At 62.5% G+C, this 25342-nt stretch carries 17 protein-coding genes and 2 pseudogenes; 7 read left to right on the forward strand and 12 right to left on the reverse strand.

Translation table 11 applies throughout. The features are described 5' to 3' along the window. The first annotated feature begins 9 nt into the window (after positions 1 to 9). Positions 10 to 750 carry a hypothetical protein gene (locus GA0061099_RS01130; protein ID WP_036023078.1) on the forward strand — a complete coding sequence of 247 codons (741 nt, stop codon included), beginning with the start codon at positions 10 to 12 and terminating at the stop codon, positions 748 to 750. 29 nt (positions 751 to 779) lie between these two features. On the opposite strand, the gene GA0061099_RS01135 is transcribed toward GA0061099_RS01130, so the two are convergent. Together GA0061099_RS01135 and GA0061099_RS41000 are read right to left on the reverse strand one after the other, a co-directional pair. Beyond that, positions 780 to 1454 (reverse strand): DNA methyltransferase, encoded by a 675-nt coding sequence (locus GA0061099_RS01135; protein ID WP_225149893.1) that lies wholly within the window; start codon positions 1452 to 1454, stop codon positions 780 to 782. Then, complete coding sequence (locus GA0061099_RS41000) at positions 1451 to 1600, reverse strand: hypothetical protein (RefSeq protein ID WP_157785985.1); 150 nt, start codon at positions 1598 to 1600, stop codon at positions 1451 to 1453. The genes GA0061099_RS01135 and GA0061099_RS41000 overlap by 4 nt, the downstream gene beginning before the upstream one ends. Positions 1601 to 2059: 459 nt before the next feature. On the opposite strand from GA0061099_RS41000, the gene GA0061099_RS01140 reads away from it, so the two are divergent. Beyond that, positions 2060 to 2848, forward strand: coding sequence for a hypothetical protein (locus GA0061099_RS01140; protein WP_141697545.1), 789 nt, complete (start codon positions 2060 to 2062; stop codon positions 2846 to 2848). A gap of 440 nt (positions 2849 to 3288) precedes the next feature. Here the strand turns inward: GA0061099_RS01140 and GA0061099_RS01145 are convergent. The 6 genes and pseudogenes from GA0061099_RS01145 to GA0061099_RS01170 form a co-directional block, all read right to left on the reverse strand. Further along, a pseudogene (locus tag GA0061099_RS01145) lies at positions 3289 to 4500 on the reverse strand (ABC transporter substrate-binding protein). A 223-nt stretch (positions 4501 to 4723) separates the two neighbouring features. Beyond that, positions 4724 to 5299 (reverse strand): HdeD family acid-resistance protein, encoded by a 576-nt coding sequence (locus tag GA0061099_RS01150; RefSeq protein ID WP_036023073.1) that lies wholly within the window; start codon positions 5297 to 5299, stop codon positions 4724 to 4726. 144 nt (positions 5300 to 5443) lie between these two features. Further along, entirely contained in the window at positions 5444 to 6070 is a 627-nt protein-coding gene (gene folE, locus GA0061099_RS01155) for a GTP cyclohydrolase I FolE (protein ID WP_036023070.1), read from the reverse strand. A 171-nt stretch (positions 6071 to 6241) separates the two neighbouring features. Further along, positions 6242 to 7135 (reverse strand): alpha/beta fold hydrolase, encoded by an 894-nt coding sequence (locus GA0061099_RS01160; protein WP_036023109.1) that lies wholly within the window; start codon positions 7133 to 7135, stop codon positions 6242 to 6244. Positions 7136 to 7269: 134 nt separating this feature from the next. Beyond that, complete coding sequence (locus GA0061099_RS01165) at positions 7270 to 8097, reverse strand: HD domain-containing protein (protein ID WP_036023069.1); 828 nt, start codon at positions 8095 to 8097, stop codon at positions 7270 to 7272. A 210-nt stretch (positions 8098 to 8307) separates the two neighbouring features. Next, positions 8308 to 9207 carry a LysR family transcriptional regulator gene (locus tag GA0061099_RS01170; RefSeq protein WP_074447495.1) on the reverse strand — a complete coding sequence of 300 codons (900 nt, stop codon included), beginning with the start codon at positions 9205 to 9207 and terminating at the stop codon, positions 8308 to 8310. Between the two features lie 150 nt (positions 9208 to 9357). On the opposite strand from GA0061099_RS01170, the gene GA0061099_RS01175 reads away from it, so the two are divergent. The 4 genes from GA0061099_RS01175 to GA0061099_RS01190 are packed head-to-tail and all read left to right on the forward strand — an operon-like array spanning position 9358 to position 13592. After that, entirely contained in the window at positions 9358 to 10509 is a 1152-nt protein-coding gene (locus GA0061099_RS01175) for an ABC transporter ATP-binding protein (RefSeq protein WP_036023063.1), read from the forward strand. Further along, positions 10502 to 11449 (forward strand): carbohydrate ABC transporter permease, encoded by a 948-nt coding sequence (locus GA0061099_RS01180; protein WP_036006139.1) that lies wholly within the window; start codon positions 10502 to 10504, stop codon positions 11447 to 11449. The genes GA0061099_RS01175 and GA0061099_RS01180 overlap by 8 nt, the downstream gene beginning before the upstream one ends. Beyond that, positions 11446 to 12282 carry a carbohydrate ABC transporter permease gene (locus GA0061099_RS01185; RefSeq protein ID WP_036023062.1) on the forward strand — a complete coding sequence of 279 codons (837 nt, stop codon included), beginning with the start codon at positions 11446 to 11448 and terminating at the stop codon, positions 12280 to 12282. Before GA0061099_RS01180 ends, GA0061099_RS01185 begins: the two co-directional genes overlap by 4 nt. Before the next feature lie 29 nt (positions 12283 to 12311). Further along, on the forward strand, positions 12312 to 13592 hold the full coding sequence (locus GA0061099_RS01190) for an ABC transporter substrate-binding protein (RefSeq protein ID WP_036023061.1): 1281 nt from the start codon (positions 12312 to 12314) through the stop codon (positions 13590 to 13592). Positions 13593 to 14002: 410 nt separating this feature from the next. Here GA0061099_RS01190 and GA0061099_RS01195 read toward each other — a convergent pair whose 3' ends face one another. Together GA0061099_RS01195 and GA0061099_RS01200 are read right to left on the reverse strand one after the other, a co-directional pair. Beyond that, positions 14003 to 19546, reverse strand: coding sequence for a DUF4082 domain-containing protein (locus GA0061099_RS01195; protein ID WP_225139529.1), 5544 nt, complete (start codon positions 19544 to 19546; stop codon positions 14003 to 14005). A gap of 486 nt (positions 19547 to 20032) precedes the next feature. Continuing rightward, a complete protein-coding gene (locus GA0061099_RS01200) occupies positions 20033 to 21262 on the reverse strand; it encodes a GTP-binding protein (RefSeq protein WP_036023058.1) in 1230 nt (409 codons plus the stop codon). Between the two features lie 253 nt (positions 21263 to 21515). Here GA0061099_RS01200 and GA0061099_RS41995 point away from each other — a divergent pair. Further along, positions 21516 to 21788: pseudogene (locus GA0061099_RS41995) on the forward strand (caspase family protein); the annotation flags it as partial. A gap of 158 nt (positions 21789 to 21946) precedes the next feature. On the opposite strand, the gene GA0061099_RS01210 reads toward GA0061099_RS41995, so the two are convergent. Then, positions 21947 to 22825: a transglutaminase family protein gene (locus GA0061099_RS01210; RefSeq protein ID WP_036023057.1), complete on the reverse strand. Its 879-nt coding sequence runs from the start codon at positions 22823 to 22825 to the stop codon at positions 21947 to 21949. Next, positions 22822 to 25335, reverse strand: coding sequence for a circularly permuted type 2 ATP-grasp protein (locus GA0061099_RS01215; RefSeq protein ID WP_036023056.1), 2514 nt, complete (start codon positions 25333 to 25335; stop codon positions 22822 to 22824). The genes GA0061099_RS01210 and GA0061099_RS01215 overlap by 4 nt, the downstream gene beginning before the upstream one ends. Positions 25336 to 25342 lie beyond the last annotated feature (7 nt).

A 25342-nucleotide genomic window follows, 5' to 3' on the forward strand; every position in this document is an offset into this window, starting at 1 on the left:
GAGGAAGCCATGTCGGAATCCAACCCACCCGAGGCGAAGCCTTTTAAGGATCGCCTCGCTTGGACAGTGTTTCTGTGTTCGTTCTTCGGTGCAATATTTATAGCGACACTATTAATCAATAAGACCAACACCGAAGCCCAAATAGATAAAGTGTTCTCAGCCCTGTTACCATTGTTTGGTACTTGGGCTGGGACCATACTCGCCTTTTACTTTGCCCGAGAGAACTTTGACAGCGCAAACCAAAGCGTGCAGCGGATGGTCAACCGACTGACTCCAGACCAACAACTCGCGCAAGTGTCCGTTCGGCAAGCCATGAAGCCGTTTAAAAGGATAGAGGCGCTGAGCGATCCCGCCCCGGAGACAAAGTTCAGTGTGCGTGAATTGAAAGAAAAGGTTGAGGAGGGCAACACGCGCGTGCCGATTTTTGCGGACCAGAAAGCCCTCTGTGTTGTTCATGAAGGCACACTGAACAAATATCTTGTATCCAAGCTATCGTCGGGTTCTCCTGTCGCCGACCTTAGCAAGATCAAGTTGAGCGAATTTCTTTCTCACAAGCTTGGAAATGAAGAAATCCGGTCCATCGTGACAAAGTTCGCCGTCGTCAAAATGGATGCCTCCTTGGCGGATGCGCGAGACGAAATGCTTAAGATCAAGGGCGCTCAAGACGTATTCGTGACTGCGAGCGGCTCGCCGTCGGAAAAAGTTGAGGGGTGGCTTACGAACTCGGATATCACCCGAGACCTGAATTAGGTAGATCAACTGAGCGACGTGCGGCTGCCTTAGTTGCACGCCGCTGCGTCGCTGAATATGAAATGTAGTCGCAGGGCTGCTGTTTGCCAGTGCCCGGCATCTAATTCAATGCCAACAGCCGAATGTCCGGCGTGCCTTGCTGCGGCCAGCGTCGATCCGGACCCGCAGAACGGGTCCAATACGATACCGTCATCGGAACAGAACGCTTCAATAAGCGGACGTAAGACCTTGATCGGCTTCTGTCGGATGCAGCCGATTACCCGTGTAGCTCCAGTCGATGACGTCAGGCACCGGCCGGGCGGGTAGGGCGGCGTAGCCCTTGGCAAGCAGGTAGGCCCGCGCGTGCTCGGATCGCATGTAGCTGACTGAGAAGCGTAGCGCTTCCTGAAGACTGTATGTCCGACAATGCGGAAGCCAGCCTTGCGCCAAGCACCGATAAACTTATCAGCTGCATGCCAGCCGTAGACGCTGACGCAGAATGCACCAGGCTTCAGAACGCGGTACATTTCGCTGAACGCTGGCTCAAGCCAGCCAACGCGGTCATCGTTGGCAATGGTCTGCCCATCGCGCGATTTGTAGCGGCAGAGGTAGGGCGGATCGGTGAGCATGAAGTCCACGCTTGCGGCTTCCATTCGGCGCATCACCGCAACACAGTCTCCGTTGACGACTGTATTGCGGAGCTGCCGCGAGGCAGCGGGGCTCATCGCCCCGCCTCCTCAGCCTTCGGCTCGCGGACGATGAGACGCAGGGGCATACAGCTGAGCTGGATGTTGAAGCCCTTGCCGTCCCGGTGCGGCCATGCGGCGCCGATCTTGGTCCAGAAGGCACTGTCGCCTTCATCCTCGACCACATAAAACGCATGTGGCGCCTGGATCTTCTGATTGCTTTCATTTGACTATCTCCCATTTGGTCTTACCAGCTGCTGCGCCAATCGCGGCCGGACGGGAAACGAGGAGTTAGCGGACGCGCAACGGAGGGGCCGGCCGAGGGCTCCCTTCAGGGATACGGTTGGATGCCTTGCTCGTACGCGCCTCGGCACCATCTTCCCTGTCCAACTGGCCGTGCATTGGGGATAGACGCACGACTGGTGATGGCCTTGAGACGCAATAGGACTGCGCCAGAATAGTTTATCGGTCGTGAGGAGGATCTGTACAATGGGTCGCCTAACGCTTGGCGGAGCTAGGCATTCATTTGCAGATAATCTTGATCAAACGGATCCTGGCGCACTGGACGAGACAACCGATGGATGTATACTTCCGGAATTACCTAAAGAGATTTTCTGCGCATTGGGGGCAGTGCGATGAGGCGAGTGCTTTCTGTCGCGGGGGTTTTGTTGTCAGTTTTTTTGGGCAGCTGCGGGTCCACCCTGCCGGTCATGCGACTTAGTTATGCCAGCGACAATGATTTCCGTAATTTTGTCAAAGGCATCGCTGAGCATGTGAGGTGCGAGCTTTATAATGCTGTAGCCCGCGAGTACGGGCCTAACGACCCTAAGCGGGCGATGCTCTACAGTTGGGCTGCGAAGATCGCGCTTACGATTCGAGCGTTGGACAAAAGCACAATCAGCCCCGGCCTCACGGCGGATGCTCCACCAACTGTTTTCACGATCGCGGCTGGCGCCAGCGGCTCTACGGCTGGGACACGCGAAATGACGATGACCTACTTTCTGCCCTTTAAAGAACTATTGGATGGAAAGAAGATTTCATTTCGTGAGCGCCCGCCGCAATACTGCGATGTCATTACGAACGAGACTGGAGTTCGCGAGCCTATTGCTGGCAATCTCGGTATCCATCAAACGCTGAAGGCCGCACTTGAGACTTGGGACTCGTCACGAACTCTTTCCGAGAGGATTAAGAACGGTCCGTTCGAGACTATAACGCATCACGTAACCTTCGAGGTCGTAGCCGGGGGAGATATCACGCCCACCTGGCACTTCGTCAACGTTATCGCAAATCCCAACGCGCCGTTCCTTAGCGGAAGTAGAACGACGACCGACGAACTCCTGATCACCATTGGACCAGACGCGCTCGGAGATCACAAAGAGCTAGATAGGTCATTTGAGATTGAGCGCCTTCGGAGCGCTGTGCGACGACCATAGGAGAAAGATCAATGCGAACCATTTTATTTCTGCTCGCAACTGCAGCGTTCACGGGTACAGCTCAAGCGCAAGCGATGAAATGCGTAAAAAGCCAGAACGTTAACGAGAAGAGACTGGTCCCCGCGCGGGTAGCCTGCGGCGGAGTATCGACCAACGCCGCAGCTTTACTGTTTTTTCAACCATTCCAGGTGCCGGACGTCTCTGATAGGGGGGATTCTACGCCTGGCGCGTTCCGTCTCGCCTACTTTTATCCCGATCGAACTGACGCTTTCTATACGAGTTGTTCAGGCGCTGGCCTAGCGACGATCCAGCGCTCGGTTCCCATCCAGCCTTGTCGATAGCAGAGCGGATAGGTTGTTGCGGGCACTTAGTCGGCGGTGCACCCTCTCCCGCAAGGGGAGAGGGTGCACCGTCTACGCCGCCGCTACATCGGCCGTCCCTCACGTTCCGCGCAACAGCTCGCTCGCGATAACCCAGTCGTTGCCGTCGAACTGGAGCATGTAGCCGTCCTTGATCGGGCGGAAATCCTGCGGCGTGGTGTTGAGGGTGATGCCGGGCATCAGGAGCGACAGCGGCACGTTCTTCAGATTCGCGGCCTGCGCCATGATGTTCTCGCGCGTCAGATTGTCCTTGCACTGCTTCAGCAGCGCCACCAGCGCCTCGGCGACGGTGTAGCCATAGAGGCCGGCGACGTTGTTGATGTCGGCATTGGGCAGGCGCTTCTTCATGAAGTCGATATAGGCCGTCATCGCCGGATCGTCCTTCGGCGCCTCGACGAACGGCTTGAGCGCGCCGAGCGACAGCACACCCTTGCCGGCCTCCAGGCCAGCGGGCGCCATCACGGTAGCCTTGTTGGCGCAGCCGGAGGCCAGAAAGCGCGTCGGCTGCCAGCCGACTTCGTGCGCCTTGCGGATCGCCTGCGCGCAGGCGCGCGGCGTCACCGAATAGATCATGAAGACGTCGGCCTTGGTATTGGCGAGCGTCAGGACCTGGGAATCGACGGTGGGATCGGCGACCTCGAAGCTCGAGGCCATCGCGATCGCCTTGTCGGCGTCGGCACCGAGCGCCTCCTTGACGCCGCGAAGATATTCCTTGCCGGCGTCGTCGTTCTGGTAGAGCACCGCAAAGCGCGCATTCGGGTTCCTGGCGCGGGCATAGGCGACGTCGATCGCAGCCTCGCTGGTGTAGTTCGGCGCCCAGGGCAGCGCGATCGACCAAGGCATGTTGGCGGGATCGTTCCACTTCGAGGCCGAGCTGATCAGGAAGATCTGCGGCACCTTGTTGCTGTTGAGCTATTTTGCGATCGCCGAGCTCGGCGCCGTGCCCATGGTGGCGAAGATGAAGGCGACGCCGTCGCCTTCGACGAGGCGCCGCGCGGCTTCCATGGTCTTGGGCGGCGAGAAGGCATCGTCGAGCGAGATCAGGTTGAGCTTGCGGCCGCCAACGCCGCCCTTCTCGTTGATCTCGTCGAAATAGGCGGAGATCACCCGTCCCGTGATGCTGAGCGGCGATGCCGGGCCGCTATAGGGCATAGTGTTGCCGATCTTGATCTCGGTGTCGCTAACTCCAGGACCGTAGGATTTTTGCGCGGAGACAGGAGCGGACAAGCAGGCGGCAGCCAGCGCTGCGGCCAGGGCCAAAGCGGCTTTCATGGTTTCTCCCCAATGATTGTCGCCGCGGCGAAACGACCGCGCGGCGCGCTGCTTCTTGTCAGCGCGTCAGATCAGCGGAGTTCATCAAGATGGTCTTGCGTCGAGTTGCTGATGGCATCGCCTGAAGCGCGACGAGATTTTGATGAATCGTCATCGTGCGTCAGGTTGTTCTTGACGCATGAGCTTTCCGGAAAACCGCTTCGGCACTTTTCCGGATCATGCTTTAGCCGCGCCGCTTCAAGGCGAAGCCCAAGCTGACCCATCCGGCACCGGCCATGATCAGGTCGATGCCGAGGAACAGGCCGAGGATGTAGACGCTGTTCACCGGCCAGCGCACCAGGATCAGCAGCCCGAGCAGCAGCGTGACGACGGCCGACACCGCCACCCAGCCCCACGGGCTTTCGCGCTTCATGCTGAAGGCGAGAAACAGCCTGACCGCGCCGGAGGCCAGCAGCGAGGCGCCGAGGAACAGCGTGAGCAGAACCGCGGCGAAGAGCGGGTTCGCGAAGGTGAGGAAGCCGGCAACGATGTAGAGCACACCGAGCAAGGCCCAGATCAGGAACTTTCCCCAGCTCTTCATCTGGAATGCGCCGATCACCTCGGTGACGCCGGCGACGATCATCATTGCGCCGACCACGATCACGCTCGCCACCGTCGCCATCACCATGCTGCCGAGCGCGACGAAGCCGGCAATCAGGTAGACGACGCCGAGCGCGACGATCCAGCCCCATTTGGCGTGTAGCGCAGCCATTCCCCAGCCGAGACCGGACGGATGAGACGTATCTGACGCAGTTGTCATGGGCCACTCCTGCATGCGAAGCCCCCGGGCACACGCCATGATAGCACGCACCCGACCGAGACAACACCCAGCAGAGCAGACCTCGCCTGCCGCAACCTTGACGCAAATCAAGATCGAATGCGGCGGGTCAGCGCCGAGCGCAGGTCAATCGTCCGAACTGGCGAGCCCCAGCAGTTCCTGGCGCGTCAGCGCATTGTCGCGGAACACACCCAGCATACGGCTGGTGACGAGATCGGTCCCGGGCTTGTGCGCGCCGCGCGTGGTCATGCAGTGATGCGTCGCCTTGATAATGACCCCGACGCCTTCAGGCTTGAGCACATCGTTGATGGTATTGGCGATTTGCGCGGTCATCTTCTCCTGGATCTGGAGCCGTTTTGCGTAGACGTCCACCACGCGTGCGAGCTTGGAGATGCCGACCACGCGCCCTTGCGGAATATAGGCGACCCAGGCGCGGCCGACGATCGGCGCCATGTGGTGCTCGCAATGGCTCTCGAAGCGAACGCCGCGCAGCACGATCATCTCGTCATAGCCTTCGATTTCCTCGAAAGTCTTCTGCAGAATTTCCGTCGGGTCCTGCGCGTACCCCGAAAAATACTCCTCGAAAGCGCGTGCGACGCGATCAGGTGTCTCGCGCAGACCGTCGCGCGCGGGATCATCGCCGGCCCAGCGGATCATGGTCCGGATCGCCTGTTCGACCTCCGCCCTCTCAGGCCGATCGGACGGCGCCTGCGCCACCGCGACACGTTCCAGCTTGCGCACTTGTGACTTCATCAAGCTTCTCCCCTGCAACGAGCCCGCATATGGAAGCGGGCCACAGCTTGGACGGCCGCAATCGGAAAAGGTTCCCGAAAGTCGGGGAAATTTGGGGGAACGGGTGGAGGGCCTAGTGCCGACCCGCCAATCCCCTCATGATGAGGTGCGCCGAGGGCGCCTCGGGGCCGCCTATGACGCAGCCGCTTTCCGCACGTCGATCACGGCCTGCGCCCATTCGGCCGGCCGCTCCTGCGGCAAATTGTGACCGGCATCGGTGAAGACGCGCCGCTCGAAAAATCCCTCGAACTTGCGCGCGTGGTGGGCGGTGCCGGGGTTGACGCCGTCGCTGTCGCCGTCGATCGCGATCGAGGGGACACGGATCGGCGGCTGCGCGGCGAGCTTTGCCTCGATCCCCGCATAGGCGGGATCGCCCGCCACCAGCGCGTAGCGATGGCGGTAGGAATGGATCACGACGTCGACGAAGTCAGGGTTGTCGAATGACACGGCGCTTGTCTCGAACGTCGCGTCATCGAAGGCCCATTTCGGCGACCACATCGTCCAGAGCTGACGGGCAAAGCCGCGGCGGTTGCGCTCCAAGGCGCGGCGGCCGCGCTCATTGTGGAAGAGATACTGATACCAGAACGCCGCCTCCTCCGGCGGCGAGGCCGGCTCCATGGCGAGGGCGATGTTCTGGATGTTGTAGGAATTGCCGGAGACGAGACCGATCACGCGCTCCGGATGGAGCGCCGAAACCACGCAGGCGGCGCGCCCGCCCCAATCATAGCCGCCGACGATGGCCCGCTTGATCCCGAGCGCATCCATGAAGGCCAGGAGATCGGCGCCGAGCGCCGCCTGCTCGCCGGAGCGCAGCGTCTCGGCGAAGCGGAACCGCGTCGGCCCGTAACCGCGCAGCCAGGGCACCAGCACGCGGGCGCCGGCCTCGGCGAGGATCGGCGCGGTCTCGGCATAGGCGTTCGCGTCATAGGGAAAGCCATGTCCCATGATGCAGGGCCAGCCGTCCGGCGCACCGTATTCGCGATAAGCGATGTCGAGGATATCAGTGATGATGGTTTTTTGTTGCATGATTTGCTCACGGATGATCTCGTTGCGCAGAGCTCGTGTAGCCCGCATGGAGCGAAGCGCAATGCGGGGACGCCTGTATCCGCGAATCCCGGATTTCGCTTACGCTCCATCCGGGCTACGAGGCTACAAGGGGCCTATTTCTGCGGACCGGACAGCGAGATGTCGCGCTCGGCGCGGAACACGTTGCTGTAGAGGTTGGCGATCCATTGCCGGCCGATCTCGGTCTTGTTGAGATAGCCGATCTCGGTCTGGATGTGCGGAGCAACGCTGTTCCAATAGAATTGCGGGTAGCGGTTCACGATGTCGGCGGGCGAGTCGTAGCCGAGCTGGCGGTTGATGCCGACCTCCTCGAACTCGTAATAGAGCGCGTTGGCCTTGCGCAGATAGTTGGGATCGCCGAGCTGGCCGATGAAGTCGGCCGCACGCAGGATCGAGGCTTCGTCGTCGTATTCCTGGCCTTCACGGGCGGGAAAGCGCGTCCCCTCGATGGCGCGGGCAACGCGCTCCGGATCGACTCCCGGGATATGGCGGAGCCGCCGCGTCACGTACAGCTTCGAACGGTCGACGTGATACATCATCAGGCTCGCGTCCGACGCGCCGCGCGGCAACGAGATCTTGTTGTCGGCGGCGTCGATGACGAAGCCGTCGGCGTCATCCTCCTCGAACAGGCCGCGGACATAGCCGATGTCGTGGGCGAGGCAGGCGATCAGGACATGAACGTAATCTTCCGCCGAAAGATGGGTATGAAGGCTTCGGCCGCGGAGGATCGCCTGGGCGGCCAGGGTCACCAGCATCGTATGCTCGATATTGTGGTAGAGCGCATCGCTGTTGCCGATGCATTCCATCGCGGTACGGGTTGCGCTTGCAACGATGCTTGCGGAAGTCTCATCGTACCGGCGGCGCATGAAGTTGCCGAGGAACTGCTCCAGCGATTCAGCTGCCAGTCTGGGTAAGGTTATCATGGACGCAGCCCCGTCCGCCGCTGGTATCCCATGCCATCTCCCGACGTCTCATTCTTGTCGTCGACGCAGCGGGGAGCATAGCCCATCTTGGGCCGGGTAACCAAACTTCGGGGACGGAAAATACGCAAATACCTTACCGTCCCGCTGCGCAACATCACGGTTGCCGTCACAGTTCAGCACAACCCAAAGCGGCGGGAAGGCGGCCGCCGCTCAGGGCGCGGCCAGGATATCGGCGCCGTCGGCCGGGCGCGAAAGGCTTCGGGCCAGGTAGAACAGCTCGACCAGCTTGCCGCGCTTGCCCGCCAGCGAGAAGATGTATTCGGGCGACTCCGCCTCGATTTCCGCGATCGCCACCTTCGCGATCCGGTCGATGCGGCTCGAGCCGTGCTCCCAGACGAAGCCGACACCAAGCCGGTTGGCGACCGCCTCCAGCATCCCCTCGCGCGTATTGACGATGATCGCCGGACTGGCGCGCAGGTTGAGGGCGCGAAACGCCCGGTCGACGGCGCGCTGGGTCGCGGAATCCCGGGTCCGGAACACCAGCGGATATTGCATGAGGCCGGCGATGGACACGCGCGACTGGCGGCTGAGGTCGTGAACGGGATGGCAGATCGCAACGACGCGTTGCTGCACGCAGGGCTCGCGCCGGAAGCGGTTGTCCTGCGGCACCTCCGGCAATACGGCGACGTCGACGCGCTGGTCGACCACCGCGGCCATGATCGCCGACCAGCTGCCGATCTCGATGTTGATCTGGATCTTCGGATAGAGGTTGCGGAACGCCGCGATCAACGCCATGCCGGGCATAGCGTTGCCGAGCCCGATGCGAAGCTCACCTCCCGTGAGCTCATCGCGCTGCTGCAGGATGGCGAGCGCATCGGCTTCGACCGCCTGCATGCGGCTCGTCGCGGCATAGAGCCGCCGGCACAGCGATGTCGCGATCAGGGTCTGGCCCTGCCGGTCGAACAGCGCCACCCCGAACTCGGCCTCCAGATCCCGCACCAGCTGCGCAACGGCCGGCTGCGACACCCCGAGCCGCCTTGCCGCAGCGGCAAAGCTGCCGGTCTCGAACACCGCATTGACCGCCCGGACACGCGACGACGTCAACGCCACGACAACAACCCCAAGATGATATTCCCCGTCGGACCGGGCGAAAGCAAAACCTGGGATGACCATAAGGAAGGCCATTGACCGTTATGTGAATGTCAGACGCGCTTCCTACTCCTCATGCGCCGCAAACGGGCCAGCAGGGGATCAGCGCGCATGGCGCAAATCGAACTTTCCGCAATCCGCAAGTCCTTTGACGGCACCGACGTCCTGAAAGGCATCGATTTCCGCATCGCCGACGGCGAGTTCATCTCGCTGGTCGGCCCGTCCGGCTGCGGCAAGTCGACCCTGCTTCGCATCATTGCCGGGCTCGAGCCGCAAGATTCCGGCGAGGTCCACATCGACGGCCGCCCCGTGGACGGCATTCGCCCGAGCGCGCGAAACCTCGCGATGGTGTTCCAATCCTATGCGCTTTATCCGCATTTGAGCGCCTTCGACAATATCGCGGTGCCGCTGCGGATGCGGCGCCTCTCCGCGATCGAGCGACTGCCACTGCTGGGTGCGCTGCTGCCGGGCCGGCGCGCCAAGGAACGGCACATTCGCGCCGACATCGAAGGCATCGCCGAGCAGCTCGACATCAGCCCATTGCTGCGGCGCAAGCCCGGACAATTGTCCGGCGGACAGCGGCAACGCGTCGCGGTCGGACGCGCCATGGTGCGCGAGCCGGTGGCCTTCCTGTTCGACGAACCGCTCTCCAATCTCGACGCCAAGCTGCGCGTCCACATGCGCGCAGAGCTCGCCGAGCTGCATCGCCGCCTCAAGGCAACGTTCGTCTACGTCACGCACGACCAGGCCGAGGCGATGACGATGTCGAGCCGGATCGCCGTCATGATGGGCGGTGAGCTGATCCAGGCCGGCACGCCGGCCGAGATCTACAACGAGCCCGGCGACATCCGCGTTGCCGAATTCATCGGCAGCCCCAAGATCAACGTTCTCCCCGGCCGGATCCGAAAGGACGGCGGCGTCGATGTGCTGGGGACCGCCTTGAAACTTACGTGCAATGCGGCGGCCGGCGATTGCCGCATCGGGGTCCGTCCGGAGCGGATCGAGCTCGGCACCGGGCCGTTCTCCGGAACCGTCGTCCATCTGGAGAATCTCGGCGCCGAGGCCTTCGTGCATCTGGCGGTCGAAGGCATCGGGTCGCGCCTGATCGCGCGGCTCGCGGACGTCAAGCATTTGCCGGCGATGGCAAGCTCCGTCGCCTTCGGCTTCGCACCAGACGCGGTGCGGATGTTCGATCCGGCCGGGAAACGGATCGAGCTCAGAATGGAGCAGGCCGAGCGCATCCGTGAGCCCGCCCATGTCTGACGGCTCCATCACCATCGGGGCGACTGTTGCTCCCGCGGGCACGACGAGGCGCACGCTGCCGGCCCATGGCAGCAGGCGGAGCCATGCCGCCTACGCGCTGGTGACGCCGGCCGCCGCGCTCATGCTGGTCATGCTGCTCGGTCCGCTCGCCGGCGTGATCGCCCTCTCCTTCACCGACTATCAGCTCGGCGCGCCGCATTTCTCCTGGATCGGGCTCGCCAACTACCAGGACCTGTTCGCCGACAAGGTGTTCTGGACCGCGCTGCGCAACACGCTGACTTACGTCGTGATCGTGGTGCCCGGCGCCGTGATCGCCGGCCTTGCGATCGCGCTTTTGATCCAGAGCGGCACCAGCCTGCGCAGCCTCTACCGGACGATCTATTTCCTGCCCGTCATGGCGACCCTGATCGCGATGGCGGTGGTGTGGGAATTCATGCTGCATCCGCAGTTCGGCCTGGTGAACGGGCTGTTGCGCGGCGCCGGCCTGCCGGCCTTCGCCTGGCTGCAGGACCGCAGCACGGCGCTCTATGCGCTGTGCGCGATCGGCATCTGGCAGGCCGTCGGCTTCAACATGGTGCTGTTCCTGGCCGGCCTCGTCTCCATCCCCAAGCAGCTCTACGAGGCGGCCGAAATCGACGGCGCCTCGAGCGGCTGGGCGCGCTTCCGCCTCGTGACCTGGCCAATGCTGGGGCCGGTCACGACCTTCGTCGTCGTGATCTCCGGCATTCGCTCGTTCCAGGTGTTCGACACCGTGCACGTCTTGACCAAGGGCGGCCCGTCGAAATCCACCGAGGTCCTGATCCACACGATGTACACGGAAGGATTCGAGTTCTTCCGCTCGGGCTACGCCGCGGCGATCACCGTGGTCTTCCTGGTCTTCGTCCTCGCGCTCACCCTGATCAAGTCGAGGCTCGCCGATCGCGGCGTGCACTACACATGACCAACGCGCATCCCATCCCATTCCGGGCGATCCTCCGCCACGTGCTGCTGATCGCGGGCGCCGCGCTCATGCTGGCCCCCTTCATCTGGATGATCTCGACCGCGTCCAAGCCGCAGACCGAGATCTTCTCCAGCGAATTGCACCTGATCCCGCACCAGTTCGCGCTTGTCGAGAATCTGCGCGAGGCCTTCGCCAAGGCCAATCTGCTGCGCTTCCTGCTCAACGGAATCATCGTCACGGTCTCGATCTTCGTGCTGCAGGTGATGGTGGCGCTGCCGGCGGCCTACGCGCTGGCAAAACTCCGCTTCCTCGGTCGCGAGACGCTGTTCGCCCTGGTGCTGTTCGGAATCCTGATCCCGCCGCAGGCGACCGCGATCCCGGTCTTCCTGCTGCTGCACAAGATCGGTCTGCTCGACAGCTATGCCGCGCTGGTGCTGCCCTTCACGATCTCGGTGTTCGGCATCTTCCTGATGCGCCAGTTCTTCAAGACCGTGCCCGACGATCTCGTCGACGCCGCGCGCATGGACGGCATCTCCGAATTCGGCATCGTCTGGCGGGTGATGCTGCCGGCCGCGATTCCCGCAGTGACCGCCTTCGGCATCTTCTCCGTGGTCGCGCATTGGAACGATTATTTCTGGCCACTGATCGTGCTCAACAGCGAGCACTTGCGCACGCCGCCGCTCGCGGTCGCCCATTTCCGCAACAGCGAGGCCGGCACCAGCTACGGCCCGCTGATGGCCGCCGCGATGGTGATCATCGCGCCGCTCGTCATCGCTTTCCTCTTTGCCCAGCGCCGCTTCATCGAAGGCATCACCCTCACCGGGATCAAGTAACCGCGTCACCTCAAACAGGGAGTCTATCCATGCTGAAGTCCATCATCGCCGCAGCGGCTCTGTCGCTCGTGGCCGGATCTGCGCTCGCGCAGGCCCAGACCGAGATCGTGATGCAATATCCCTATCCGGAGCTGTTCACCGAGACACACAAGCGCATCGCCGAGGAGTTCGCCAAGGTGCGCCCGGAGATCAAGGTCACCATGCGGGCGCCTTACGAATCCTACGAGGACGGCACCCAGAAGGTGCTGCGCGAGGCCGTGACCAACCAGATGCCGGACGTGTCCTTCCAGGGCCTGAACCGCATCCGCGTCCTGGTCGACAAGAACATCCCGGCCGAGCTCGACGGCTACATCGCTGCCGAAAAGGATTTCGACAAGCAGGGCTTCCACCAGGCGATGTTCGACATCGGCACCGCCAGCGGCAAGGTCTACGCCCTGCCCTTCGCGATCTCGCTGCCGATCGTCTACGTCAATCTTGACCTGGTGAAGCAGGCCGGCGGCGACGTGAACAATTTGCCGAAGACATGGGACGAGCTGATCGCGCTGGCCAAGAAGATCAAGGCGCTCGGCAATGACAACAACGGCGTCACCTATGCCTGGGACATCACCGGCAACTGGCTGTGGCAGGCGCCGGTGTTCGCGCGCGGCGGCACCATGCTCAATGCCGACGAGACCAAGGTCGCCTTCGACGGAGCCGAGGGCAAGTTCGCCATCAACACGATCGCGCGGCTCGTCAACGAGGCCGGCATGCCCAATCTCGACCAGCCGTCGATGCGCGCCGCGTTCGCGGCCGGCAAGACTGGCTTCCACGTCACCTCGACCTCGGACCTCAACAAGGTCACACAGATGACCGGCGGCAAGTTCGCGCTGAAGACAATTTCGTTCCCGGACGTCGCCTCCCCGAAGGGCAGGTTGCCGGCCGGCGGCAACGTCGTGCTGATCCTCGCCAAGGACAAGGCCAAGCGCGACGCCGCCTGGGAGGTGGTGAAGTTCTGGACCGGCCCAAAGGGCGCTGCGATCATGGCGGAGACGACCGGCTACATGCCGCCGAACAAGGTCGCCAACGAGGTCTATCTGAAGGATTTCTACGTCAAGAACCCCAACAACTACACCGCGGTCAGCCAACTCGCGCTGCTCACCAAATGGTACGCCTTCCCCGGCGACAACGGCCTGAAGATCACCGACGTGATCAAGGATCATCTCAATTCGATCATCTCGGGCGCGCGCGCCAAGGAGTCGGAGGCCGTTCTCGCCGACATGACGGCTGACGTGCAGAAGCTGCTGCCGAAGACGACCGGCGCGGCGCGCTGACCATCCTCACATCCCCCGGCACGGGACGCACCAGCGCCCCGTGCCGCCGTATTGACGCGGCTGTCAGGCATGGATCGCGAGACCATGGTGCGGTGACCGGCGGGCGCCGACCATTTCCTGCGGTTCTTCACCTTGATCCAGAACTTTTGCCGTCCGCCGGGTAAGGCCGATCGCGATGCTTGGGCAGGAGACCTGATTTCAAAATCTGCAAAAACAACCCGATGCAGTAGCCGACACGAGCTCAGGCGACCCTTGCGGCACCAACCGCAACCCGCGCTCTAGTAGAGACACGGTGGGAGGAATTTCGGATAAGCTAGTGTAATGATTCATCGACTGAAGTCATGGAGCGTACTCCGCATTGCGTCCTTGCCATCTGACCGTAGTCGCTACGCAAACGGGCGCTGCCCCCGTTAGCCAGTCAGTTGCTGGCGGAACAGAACGTCCACACCGTAGCTCGTTGAGTTGTAAGTGTCGGTTGGGAAGAGGCTGTTTGATCCATATGCATACACTCCATTGCCTCCGCTCGAAGCCGAGGATGGCGCAGTCAGCGGTCCGTTGCTAACCGCCGAGCTAAACAAGTTGGGATCGGCGGAGTAGTTTCCCGACGTATGATAGGATGCAACATACGTCTGCCCTGGCGTGATCGTCACCGGTGTGGCGAAGTTGACTTGCTGCCAGCCGCTCGCCGTCTCGTTGGTGAAGGTGGCGGTGGCCAGCAGGGTGCCGGTGCTGCTCCAGAGATTGGCGGTGTGAGTGCCGGTGTTCGACGGGCCCTTGTAGAAGCGTAGCCCGGTGACATCGCCGGCGCTCGACGCCCGGAATTTGAACCCAAGCTCCACCGAATTCGGATCATTGACCGATACCACACTCGGCGTCGGATTATTGCTGAACAGACTTACGATGCTCGCAGATGCTGCGTTGACGTTGAGAGAGGCGGACGCGCTTGCCGTCCCACCTCGACCGTCAGAGATTGCATAAGTGAATGACGCCGGTCCCGTATATCCGGAGTTCGGGGTGAAAGTGACGGTGCTGGTCTGCGCGTTGTAGCTCGCGACGCCGCCGGCGCCGTTGCTGACGCCCGTGATGGTCAGGGCATCGCCGTCGGGATCGGTGTCGTTGGCCAACAATGCCGAAGCCGGGATCGAGATCGCAGTGTTCTGAGTAGCGCTGAACCCGGAGTCATTCGCCGCGACTGGTGGCCGGTTGACGCCGCTCGCGGGGCTATACATCACGTCCACCCAGTAGTTGGTGGCCCCGAAGGTGCTGGTTGGGAACAGATTGCCGGTGCCGTAGGTGTAGACGCCATTGTTGCCGGCGGGCGCTGTGAGCGGACCATTGACGCGCGGGGCCGTAAAGTAGTTGCTCGTGGACGTGTAGTGCCCGTTGCTGTGGTAGCTTGCCACATAGGTCGTGCCGGCGGCGATCGAAACCGGATTGTTGAAGATGACGGTCTGCCATCCACTGCTGGTTTCGTTCGTGAACGTCGCGGTCGCGAGCAGCGTGCCCGTGCTGCTCCATAATGACCCCGTATGGGTGCCGGTGTCGCCGGTACCCTTGTAGTACTTGATGCCGCTGATGGTGCCGGCCGCGGATGACGTGAAACGCACCCCGAGATTGACCTGGGCCGCGTCAGGATCCGAGAGAATGGCCGGCGTGTCGGAACTTGAAAACAGGCTCACTGTCGGCGGGGTCACTGTCAAATTAGCCGTTGCAGTTGCGGTGCCGCCGCGACCATCCGAGATGGCATAGCTGAAGGATGCAGCGCCGGTGTAGCCGGTGGTCGGCGTGAAGGTGACGCGATTGGTCTGGGCATTGAAGCTGACGGTACCGTTGACGCCGCCGCTCACGCCCGTGATCGTCAGCGGGTCGCCATTCGGATCGGTGTCGTTCGCAAGCAGGGCCGACGCGGCAATCGTGAGAGCCGTGTCCCGCGTGGTGCTGTAGCCGCTGTCGTTGCTAGCTACCGGCGGCTGGTTCGTTGCGGTATTTACCGTCAGGCTGACCGTGGCAGTTGCGGTTCCGCCCTGTCCGTCGGCAATGGCATAGCTGAAGGATGCCGCACCGGTATAGCCGGTAGTCGGCGTGAAGGTAACTACATTGGTTTGGCTGTTGAAGCTGACGGTGCCGTTGACGGCGCCGCTCACGCCGGTGATTGTGAGAGTGCCGCCATTGGGATCGGAGTCGTTGGCGAGCAGCGCGCTGCCCGCAATCGTCAGTGCGGTATTCTGGGTGGTGGTGTAGCCGCTATCGTTGTTGGCAACCGGTGGCTGGTTGCCGCCGCCGGACGGCGCGAACACAACATCGACCCAGTAGTTGGCGGCGTTATAGGTACTGGTCGGGAAGATGCCGGACGTGCTGGTGCCGCCATAGGAATAGACGCCGTTGCCGCCGGCCGTCGTAGTCGAAAGCGCGGTCAATGGGCCGTTGGTGACAGCCGTGGTGAAGTAGTTGCTGGTGGCCACATAGGAGCCGGTGGTGTGATAAGAAGCAACATAGGTCGTGTTGGCGGCGATCGAAATTGGGGACGGCAGGGTAACGGTCTGCCACCCGCTGACCGACGTATTGGTGAAGGTGGCGGTAGCAAGTCGGGTGCCCGTTGACGTCCAGAGATCAAGCACGTCGGGACCAGTGTCGCCGGCGCTGCGGTAGAATTTGAGAGCCGTGATCTGGCCGGCGACGGAGGACGTGAACTTCATCCCGACTTCAAGCTGCGATCCGTCATTGAGGTTGGTCTGCGCTGGTATATTTGACGCGCTGAACAGGCTGACGGGAGCCGCACCGGGCGGTACCACCGTGAGGCTGACACTGGCAGTGGCCGTACCGCCGCGCCCGTCCGAAATCGTGTAGCTGAAGCTGGCCGGACCGGTATAGCCGGCGGCGGGCGTGAATGTGATGTTGTTATTCTGCGGATTGGGTTGCGTGTTGAGGACCACGGTGCCGTTTGTCGCTGCGCTTACTCCGCTTATGGTTAGGGCGTCCCCATTGGGGTCGCTGTCGTTGGCGATCAGCGACGCCGCAGTGATCGTCATGGGCGTATTTTGCGTCACGGTCGGCCCGGTATCGTTCGTAGCCACCGGCGCGGAATTGGTGGTGGAAGGGTTGAACATGACGTCAACCCAGAAATTTGTCGATTGGAACGTGGTGGTCGGGAATGCCCTGTTGCTGCTGTAGGTATAGACGCCGTTACCATTGGCGAGGGCGGTCAGCGGACCGCTGGTCACATTGCTCGTGAAGTAGTTCACGCTGGAGGAGTAGTGGCCTACGTTCGTGTGATAAGACGCGACATAGGTGGTGCCTGCCGTCAGCGGGACCGGGTTGGAGAAGGTCACGCTCTGCCAACCGCTTGTCGTTTCGTTTGTAAACGTGGCGGTTGCCAGCAAGGTGCCGGTGCTGGTCCAGAGTTCACCCGTGTGGGTGCCTGTATCCTGGCTGCTCTTGTAGAAGCGGATTCCGCTTACGGTGCCGGCAGTCGACGTCTGAAACCTCACACCGAGCTCGACGGCGCTGGCATCTATGGTGTTGACTGTGGCGGGGGTCGCCGAGCCAGGAAAGAGCGAGATGAAGGACGGCGCGCTCACGGTCACCGTGCGGCCCGCCGAAGGCGTTTCCAGATTGATGCTGTCGTCCACCGCGCGTGATTTGATCGTGTAGGTCCCGGCAACTTGCGGCGCCCAGGTATAAGTCCACGTCTCATCGCCAATCGCGTTCTGCCAGCTCAGCCCACCATCGGTCGAGACCTCCACGCCGGCGATCACGCCGCCGCCCACATCGGCTGCCGTGCCGGAAATCGTGACCGTATTTCCGGCACTGAAATTTGCCAGGGCGTTGATGGTGGAGGTCGGAGCTGTCGAGTCCGTCGAGCCGGTACCCGCGACCATCCCCGGTTGGAGCGTTCCCGGTTGAATCCCCATGTCGGCGAGCAGATTGATCATAGCCTGTTGCACGCGCGGATCGGTCGGCGTCGGCGCTAGGTCGTGATTGTCGCTCAGGCCCCATGCCCAGTAGACCGTACCGGCGCCGAAGACTAATGCGCCGCTCGGAGCGCGATAGAGGGTCAGGTTATGGGTTGAAACGCCACTTCCGGTCGTGTTGCCATAGTCAAGCAGATAGGTATTGACCGGAATGGTTGTCGAGGAAAGCCGAACCAGGCCGGCTGGATCGAATCCGTTGTCAGGCGCTTCATCCCACTCATAGCCAAGATAGTTCTTGGTCAGCGTTGCCGTTTGCCCGGGCTGAAGATTGGCAACGCTGGTATTGCGCCAGAAGCGCAGGTTAGCGTCGTCATAGGGAATTGTGATTGACTGGAGGCCGCTGCCTTGGCCGACATCATCGACCTGGAACATCTGTCCGATCAGGGCATTTTCCGGGATTCCCCCGCCGACCGCCGGCGGGCTGAGGCGCGGATCACGGAACGTTCCTGTCCACTGGTCGCTTGGATCAATCGACGCTCCTGGTGAAAAAGTCTCCTTATAGGAGATCAAGGTGCGGTAGGCGGTGGCGTCGCTGCTTATGCTGTTACCCCAGCGCGTGCGCCAATACATCTCGTTGCCGCTCCAGAACGCAAGATTCACGCCGGCATCGCGGGCCGCCTGGACATTGGCGCGTTGCTGCCCTGACCAATACTCGTCGTGACCAACGTCGAGATAGAGCTGGTGGTTGAGGAGGAGACTGCCGTAACGATCGGCATCGACTCCCGACATGTAGGAGACGTCGTAACCATTCTGCTCCAGCCAGTAGATCGCAGAATACTCAGCGCCGAACAAATAGTCCTGCGGGCCGGCATAGGTCCCGACGTTGCCGCGGGTGGCGATCGGCCGGTTGTAGCTCACCGCGTAGGCGCGCCCGGCGCCTTGACCGGTCGCGGGACCGTTGCCGCCATAGAAATTTGCACCACCCCAGCCGTTATAGGCCTGCCAGGTTGTATCCGAGGTCTGGAAGATCACATCGCTGGTGCTGCTGTCGTCTCGAACGATGAAGGGGATGTGATTGGCGCCGGCAGTTCCGTCCTGGCGCACGAGCTTTGCAATATAGACGCCGGACACGGCATCGGCGGGAATATCCCAGGAGGCTGAGATGGACCAATTGCCGGCATCGACCAGGCCGGTCGCCGCGTCGCGCAGCGGCGTAGGCTGGTTCTGCACGCCCGTGTGCTGGATGGTGGCGACCTTTCGCGCTCCCATGCCGCCATAGTAGCCGAGGCGGTAGATGTCGATCCGGTAGTTTGATGAATTCGTATTGATCTTGAAGTCGACCCGGTTACCCCGATTGACGCTGATGTCGGTGGCGAAACCTTCGATATTCGAACTGCCCGCGCCAACGATATCCCATTCGCTTTGTGGGTTTCCCGGCTTCTGGTTCTCGAGAACAATTGGGTTTGTGGAAGTCGCTGCAGCCGCGAGACTGCTGGTGGACTCCGTTGTGGCGGCCTGCCGGCCGGCTGGGGGAGCCTTTGCGGTTGTCACCGAGCCGGACAGAATTCCAATTGGGCTGGTTGCCGTCCCGGTACCGGTCTCTCCTCCACCTGGCAGCGCGTTCCAGTTGATAAGAGGCGTAACCTGCTGCAATGGCATGTCGGCACTGGTGGAGGCTCCCATGATTCCGGTCTGGCCGGTCAGCACGAAGTCCGCTCCACCAGATAAACGATTACCTTGCAACTGCCCGATGTGGGCTGCACTTTGATCGAGCAATCGTGTTGGAGCAATGAAGTAGCCGCAACCACAAACCTGCGCGGCCGCTGGAATCCCCGACGATCCAACGATACTCGGAGCCAAGGCCGCCGAGGGAATCCGACCAAGAATGACGACCGGATTTGAGGTCGTTTGGTCGGCTGCCGCAGAGGTTGGCGTTCGCCATCCTGCGGTTACCCTCGGCAATTCGGCGCTCGAAGCCAAATTGGATAAAGATAGTGCAGTGGCATCTGAGGCGCGCAGGTCCGTTTCAAGCGGATTGCGCACGGGGTGCGTTGGCAGCAGCTCGTCCTTAGCCTCTGGATCTGACGCCCAAATGCTCCTCCGGTGCAGGGTCCGTGGCCAAGTCCGCAATCCGAAAGCCAACTGGCTCAAGCCAGACTTTTCGTACAAGGACCTCATGACATCCTCGCGAGAGATGTGAGAGTGTGAATGAAAGATTCTGATGCCCGTCACCTAGACGATGACGTGGATGTCGGAGGGACATCCCCAATGTTCGCGAACGAGCCAATTTTGGACTGACAGGCGGGGCTCTGAACCAGTAGGCGAGCGGGAAGCCGCACTGCTCGATCTGCCTTTCGGCTGCGGTTGCACCGTTACTGGTAGCGGCTGCCATGATTGCCCAAAATTCAATTCCGCCGAATTAAAGCGCACATTTTAACTTATTAAATATTAAATATCAAGATTTTTCATATCACATACTCGCCATCTGGCCGTCTTGATGTAGCTAAAATGCAAAGCGCCCGGCGCCGCCTAGCTTACGTGATCAGGATATTGCCAGGGCGGAAAGGGATCGCTGAGATTGCGCCAACTCTGGGGATCGAACCCATTCTCCGAATCGGCAAGGCAGGCATCCAGCGAAGCTCGGATGGACACTTCGTCCATGCCTGAACCGATGAACACAAGCTCCTGGCGGCGATCGCCCCAGGTGTTGTCCCATTGGTGATCGAGATGTTGTTGGACCTGAGGATGGCTTGGCCACGTCGACTTCGGGACCGTCGCCCACCAATGTCCCATGGGCTCGCATCGACGCTGCATCCCTGCGACGGAGAGAACACCCACCCAATCCGGGCGGGTCGCAAGCCAAAAATGTCCTTTGGCGCGCAATACGCCTGGCCAGGGTTTATTGAGAAAGGACAAGAGACTGACGGGATCGAACGGACGTCTTTCCAAGTAGACGAAACTGGATATGCCGTACTCCTCGGTCTCCGGCACATGGCAAGCGGGATTGTACAGCTCCTTGTTCCAGAGAGGATGTGTCGCAGCCTTGGCTTCATTGAAGAGGCCGGTGTTAAGAATTGTGTGGAGAGGAACGTCGCCAAAGTCGGTCTCGATTGTGCGTGCCCGGGGATTGAGCGCGGCAACCACCTTGCGCACGTCCGCTCGCGTCGCCTCGGTCACTTCTGACACCTTGTTGATGACGACTACATCAGCGAATTCGATCTGCTCAACTAGGAGATCGACGACCGTACGAACGTCGGAGGCATCACGTAGCTCGCCGTGGTCGCGCAAAAGATCGCGACTGCTATACTTGGCGAGCAAGTCCGTCGCGTCCACGACGGTCACCATCGTGTCGAGTTTCGCAAGATCGGAGAGCGAGACGCCGGCTTCGTCGCGAAAGGAGAAAGTTGCCGCGACAGGGAGAGGTTCAGAAATCCCGGTCCCTTCAATCAGAAGATAGTCAAAGCGCCGCTCCTCGGCCAACCGCCTGACCTCCACCAGGAGATCGTCGCGCAGCGTGCAGCATATGCAACCATTGCTGAGCTCCACGAGTGTTTCGGTGGTATGCGATAGGTTCGCGCCACTGTTGCGAACCAGATCCGCATCTACGTTCAACTGACTCATGTCATTGACGATGACTGCAACTCGGAGGCCCCCGCGATTCCTCAGCACGTGGTTGAGCAATGTCGTCTTCCCCGAACCCAGAAATCCACTGAGCACGGTGACCGGTAGCCGATTGGCGGCGCTTGCTCTCTCTTGCATAAGTCTCCCCGGCCGATGACGTCCCAACTAAACAACGTTGACGGAGGCAAGTAGTGCTGCTGCAGGCGCGCATCGCAACTATTTAGACCTATCTGTCTCTTCCGAGTCTGCCAGTTATTAGTATAATGACAATATTAATAACAGGTCTAACAATTAAATCAGCGAATCGCCGCCGGCAGAAGTTCGTCCGTGTTCCCGACACGGCGCTAGGGCCTGCTTCGGCTAATCGCCTTATTGATATTGTGCAGTCTGGTTGGGCTATAGCTCCGCACACGCTGAAAAGCGCGGCGCGCTGGTGATCGGTAACTCGGCGCGAAGCTGGCGAACCCCACGAACGATGCCGCATTAGTCGCCGGCATGCAGGAGGGCCGGGTTCGATAATGTTAACATCAAGCTCGAACTCAATGTTTCGGAGATGCGCAGGACGCTGCGCGACTTTGGCAGTAAGGCGCGCGATGCCGAGGTCGCGGTGGTCTATTACGCCGGGCATGGCACCGAACTGGACTGCATCAACTATCTGATCCCGGGCTGCCGGCTGGTAAGGTCCGGTTGTCGGACAGAAGGCACTGTCGTACGAGTACGCGGTGGGAGGGCACAGCGGAAGTGTGTGATTGAGCCGCGCGGCCGCACAGCTCACGTCAACTTCCGCAACGGGGTCATAAGCCGACTCTTTGAGTACCCACCCTACTCCACCAGCAGCACGTCGACGGCGACGCCGAGCTTCTGCTTGGGCGAGCCGACGATGATGCCGTCGACCGGCGAGACGTCGGAAAAATCGCGTCCCATTGCGAGCACGATGTGATCGTTGCCGACGAGGAGATCGTTGGTCGGATCGAGATCGATCCAGCCAAGCTCGGCCCCGCACCAGAGCGACACCCAGGCATGGGTGGCGTCGGCACCTTGCAGCCGCGGCTGGCCCGGCGGCGGAATGGTGCGCAGATAGCCGCTGACATAGGCGGCCGGCAGGCCGAGCCCGCGCAGCCCGGCAATCATCACATGGGCAAAGTCCTGGCAGACGCCGTGACGCTTGTCGAAGACTTCCTCGAGCGGTGTCGAGATCACGGTCGCCTTCGGATCGTAGCGGAACTCGCCGCGGGTGCGTCGCATCAGGTCGACGGCGCCGGCGAGGATGCCCGCGCCGGGCGGAAAGCTCATCCCCGCATAGGCGCTGACCGGGCGCAGCACCGGCACCAGGGGGCTGGCAAAGACATAACCGACCGGCGAGGACGGCCCGAGGCTGGTGGCTTCGAACGCGGTGTCGCGGACGCTCTCCCAGGGCGGGCTGACCGCATCTCGCGCCGGCGGTTTGCGCGACACCGAGACACGCGAGCGCGAGTCGATGCGCAGATTGCGATGCGCGGCTTCGATCGTCACGCTCTCGGTCAACGTGCCGAAGAAGTCGCGCCGCACATTGCGCTCGGCCGGGCGCGGATGGATCTCGACCTCGTGCGAGATCAGTTCCTGGCCGCCGCCGCTTCTGGGCTCCAGCCGCAGCGTGCAGCGGGCGAAGCTGACGGGATTCTCGTACTCGTAGGTGGTGACGTGACGGATGTCGTAGATCACGCCAGCCCCGTCAGCTTTTCCGGCCGGCTGGCATTGGGACCGTGCGGGAAGTAGTGCTGCCCGATCGCCTCGCCGAGGCTGAGCAGATCCTGCTCCAGGGCGAACAGCGTCTTGACCTCGAGCTTCTCGGCCTCGGCGGTCGCGAGCATCGCCTGCATCGCCACGGCGAGACGCTGCGGTTTCTCGATCAGGCCATGCTCCTTCAGGCTCGGCAGCGCCGCAATGTGCTCGTTCAGCGTCGTGACCTGAAACGCCACCGAACGCGGATTGTAGCCGTCGAGCACCGCGAGGTCGCGCACCGGGGCCAGAATGGGCGCCAGCAGATAACGCGAGCGGTAGGTGATCTGGCAATCCACCAGCGTCAGCAGGATGTCGAGATCCTCGTCGCCGGCCTCGTCATAGGCGAACTGACGGGTGAAGCGCGTGGTGTTGATGGCGCGCTCGATGCGGCGGCCGATGTCGAGGAAGCGCCAGCCGGCGGCGCGGTTCATGTTCTCCTGCGCGAGGCCTGCGAAGCTCGCCAGCTCCTGCAAGGTCAGCTCGGCGGCGCTCAGCACGCTGTCGTCGTCCTCCACCTCGATGGCGAGGCGCTCGGCCATCTCGGTGATCACCTGCCAGGCATCGGGCGACAGCCGCTCGCGCAAGGAGGTCGCCGTGCGCTGCGCCGCCCTCACCAGCGACAGGGCCGAGCCGAAACGCTCCGCGCCCTGCAGCGCTTCGGCGACGATACGCCCCGCGGCCGTGCGCGAGGATTGCGAGACCGCGCCCCAGGCGACAAGGAGGCGCTGGATGCGTTCGGCCGATTGCACCGAGGCCGCCGTGCCCTTGTTCGGCCCGCTCGGCGAGCCCAAGGCGCGCAGCAGCCGCAGCGTCGCCTCGGCGCGCTCGAGATAGCGGCCGAGCCAGAACAGATTGTCGGCGGCGCGGCTGGGCAGCACGCCAGCGATGCGGCGGATGCGCACCTTGTCGGTCGCCGGCAGGAGCGTCGCGGTCGCGACCTGCTTGTCGGAGACGACCCAGACGTCGGCGGCGCGCGCGCCGTCGCCCATCGACACCGCGCGCGCGTCCGGCTGCTCGGCGATGCGGCAGAAGCCGCCGGGCATGATGGCCCAGCCGTCCGGCGTGGCGGCGGCGAACACGCGCAGCACGAAGGGGCGCGGCGTGAGCTGCCCGTGCTCCCACACCGGCATGGTCGAGAGCCGCACCACCTCCTGGCCGACATAGTCCATGCCGCGCGCGCTGATCGCATCGATCAAGCGCTGCCGGGCGCTGACGTCGAGCTCGCTCGCGAGCACCGGACCATTGCTGTCGAAACCGGGAACGCCGCGTCGATAGGCGCCTTCGATCGCGACCTCCTCGAGCCGCGCCAGCACCTCGTCGCGCGCCACGCGCTGGCCGCACCACCAGGTCGCGATGTGCGGCATCTTCAGGTCTTCGCCGAGCAGGCGGCGGCTCAGCGCCGGCAGGAAGCCGAGCAGCGCCCGCGCCTCCAAAACGCCCGAGCCTGGCATGTTGGCGACGACGACGCCGTCCTTGCGCAGCACGTCGATCAGGCCGGGCACACCGAGCCGCGAGGAGGCATCGAGCTCGAGCGGGTCGAGCGAGTTGGAATCGACCCGGCGCAACAGCACATCCAGCCGCTTCAGGCCGGCGACGGTGCGAATGTGGACGCGGTCGTCGCTGACCGCGAGGTCGTCGCCCTCGACCAGGAGGAAGCCGAGATAGCGCGCCAGCGTCGCGTGCTCGAAATAGGTCTCGCTGAAGCTGCCGGGGGTGAGCACGCCGATCCTGGGCTCGTCGCGATCGGCGCGCGCGCGCAAGCTGTCGCGGAACGCCTCGAAGAACGGCGCGACGCGCGGCACGTTCATCGACTTGTAGAGATCGGAGAAGGCGCGCGACAGCACCAGGCGGTTCTCCAGCGCGTAGCCCGCACCCGATGGCGCCTGGGTGCGGTCGCCGAGCACCCACCAGCGGCCGTCGGGCCCGCGGCCGACATCGGCGGCATAGATCGAGAGATAACGTCCGCCGGGCGGCGGCACGCCGCAGACCGGACGGAGATATTCGGGACTGCCGGCGATCGCCGCGGCCGGGAGCGCGCCTTCGGCCACGAGGCGCCCCTCGCCATAAATGTCGCGCAGCACGCGCTCGAGCAGCTCGGCGCGCTGGGTGATGCCGGCGCAAAGCTGCTGCCAGTCGGCCTCGTCGATCAAAAGCGGCAGATGGCTGATCGACCAGGGCCGGTCGGCGCTATCGCCGGGCGCGCGGTAGGTGACGCCGGCCTCGCGGAGATGGCGATCGGCCATGCCGAAGCGGCGCTCGATCTCGTCGGGCGCCAGCGCGCCGAAGGCGTCGAAGAAGCGGCTCCAGACCGCGCGCGGCGCACCGTCGGGCCCCAGGAACTCGTCGGGGATGCCGGGCAGGCGGCTATAGTCGCGGACCCACTGCGCAATCCGCTGCTGGGCATTTGCCCTGCCCGCCTGGTCGTTGTCTTCGGCTGCGCCCTCGCCCATGGGCCTT

Source organism: Bradyrhizobium yuanmingense (assembly GCF_900094575.1).
Lineage (GTDB): Bacteria > Pseudomonadota > Alphaproteobacteria > Rhizobiales > Xanthobacteraceae > Bradyrhizobium > Bradyrhizobium yuanmingense.

What these genes read in the sequence shown, in the direction of transcription:
- GA0061099_RS01130 (WP_036023078.1), top strand. Translation starts at nt 10, where the DNA reads ATGTCGGAATCCAACCCACCCGAGGCGAAGCCTTTTAAGGATCGCCTC.
- GA0061099_RS01135 (WP_225149893.1), bottom strand. Translation starts at nt 1,454, where the DNA reads ATGAGCCCCGCTGCCTCGCGGCAGCTCCGCAATACAGTCGTCAACGGA.
- GA0061099_RS01150 (WP_036023073.1), bottom strand. Translation starts at nt 5,299, where the DNA reads ATGACAACTGCGTCAGATACGTCTCATCCGTCCGGTCTCGGCTGGGGA.
- folE (WP_036023070.1), bottom strand. Translation starts at nt 6,070, where the DNA reads ATGAAGTCACAAGTGCGCAAGCTGGAACGTGTCGCGGTGGCGCAGGCG.
- GA0061099_RS01160 (WP_036023109.1), bottom strand. Translation starts at nt 7,135, where the DNA reads ATGCAACAAAAAACCATCATCACTGATATCCTCGACATCGCTTATCGC.
- GA0061099_RS01165 (WP_036023069.1), bottom strand. Translation starts at nt 8,097, where the DNA reads ATGATAACCTTACCCAGACTGGCAGCTGAATCGCTGGAGCAGTTCCTC.
- GA0061099_RS01175 (WP_036023063.1), top strand. Translation starts at nt 9,358, where the DNA reads ATGGCGCAAATCGAACTTTCCGCAATCCGCAAGTCCTTTGACGGCACC.
- GA0061099_RS01180 (WP_036006139.1), top strand. Translation starts at nt 10,502, where the DNA reads ATGTCTGACGGCTCCATCACCATCGGGGCGACTGTTGCTCCCGCGGGC.
- GA0061099_RS01185 (WP_036023062.1), top strand. Translation starts at nt 11,446, where the DNA reads ATGACCAACGCGCATCCCATCCCATTCCGGGCGATCCTCCGCCACGTG.
- GA0061099_RS01190 (WP_036023061.1), top strand. Translation starts at nt 12,312, where the DNA reads ATGCTGAAGTCCATCATCGCCGCAGCGGCTCTGTCGCTCGTGGCCGGA.
- GA0061099_RS01200 (WP_036023058.1), bottom strand. Translation starts at nt 21,262, where the DNA reads ATGCAAGAGAGAGCAAGCGCCGCCAATCGGCTACCGGTCACCGTGCTC.
- GA0061099_RS01215 (WP_036023056.1), bottom strand. Translation starts at nt 25,335, where the DNA reads ATGGGCGAGGGCGCAGCCGAAGACAACGACCAGGCGGGCAGGGCAAAT.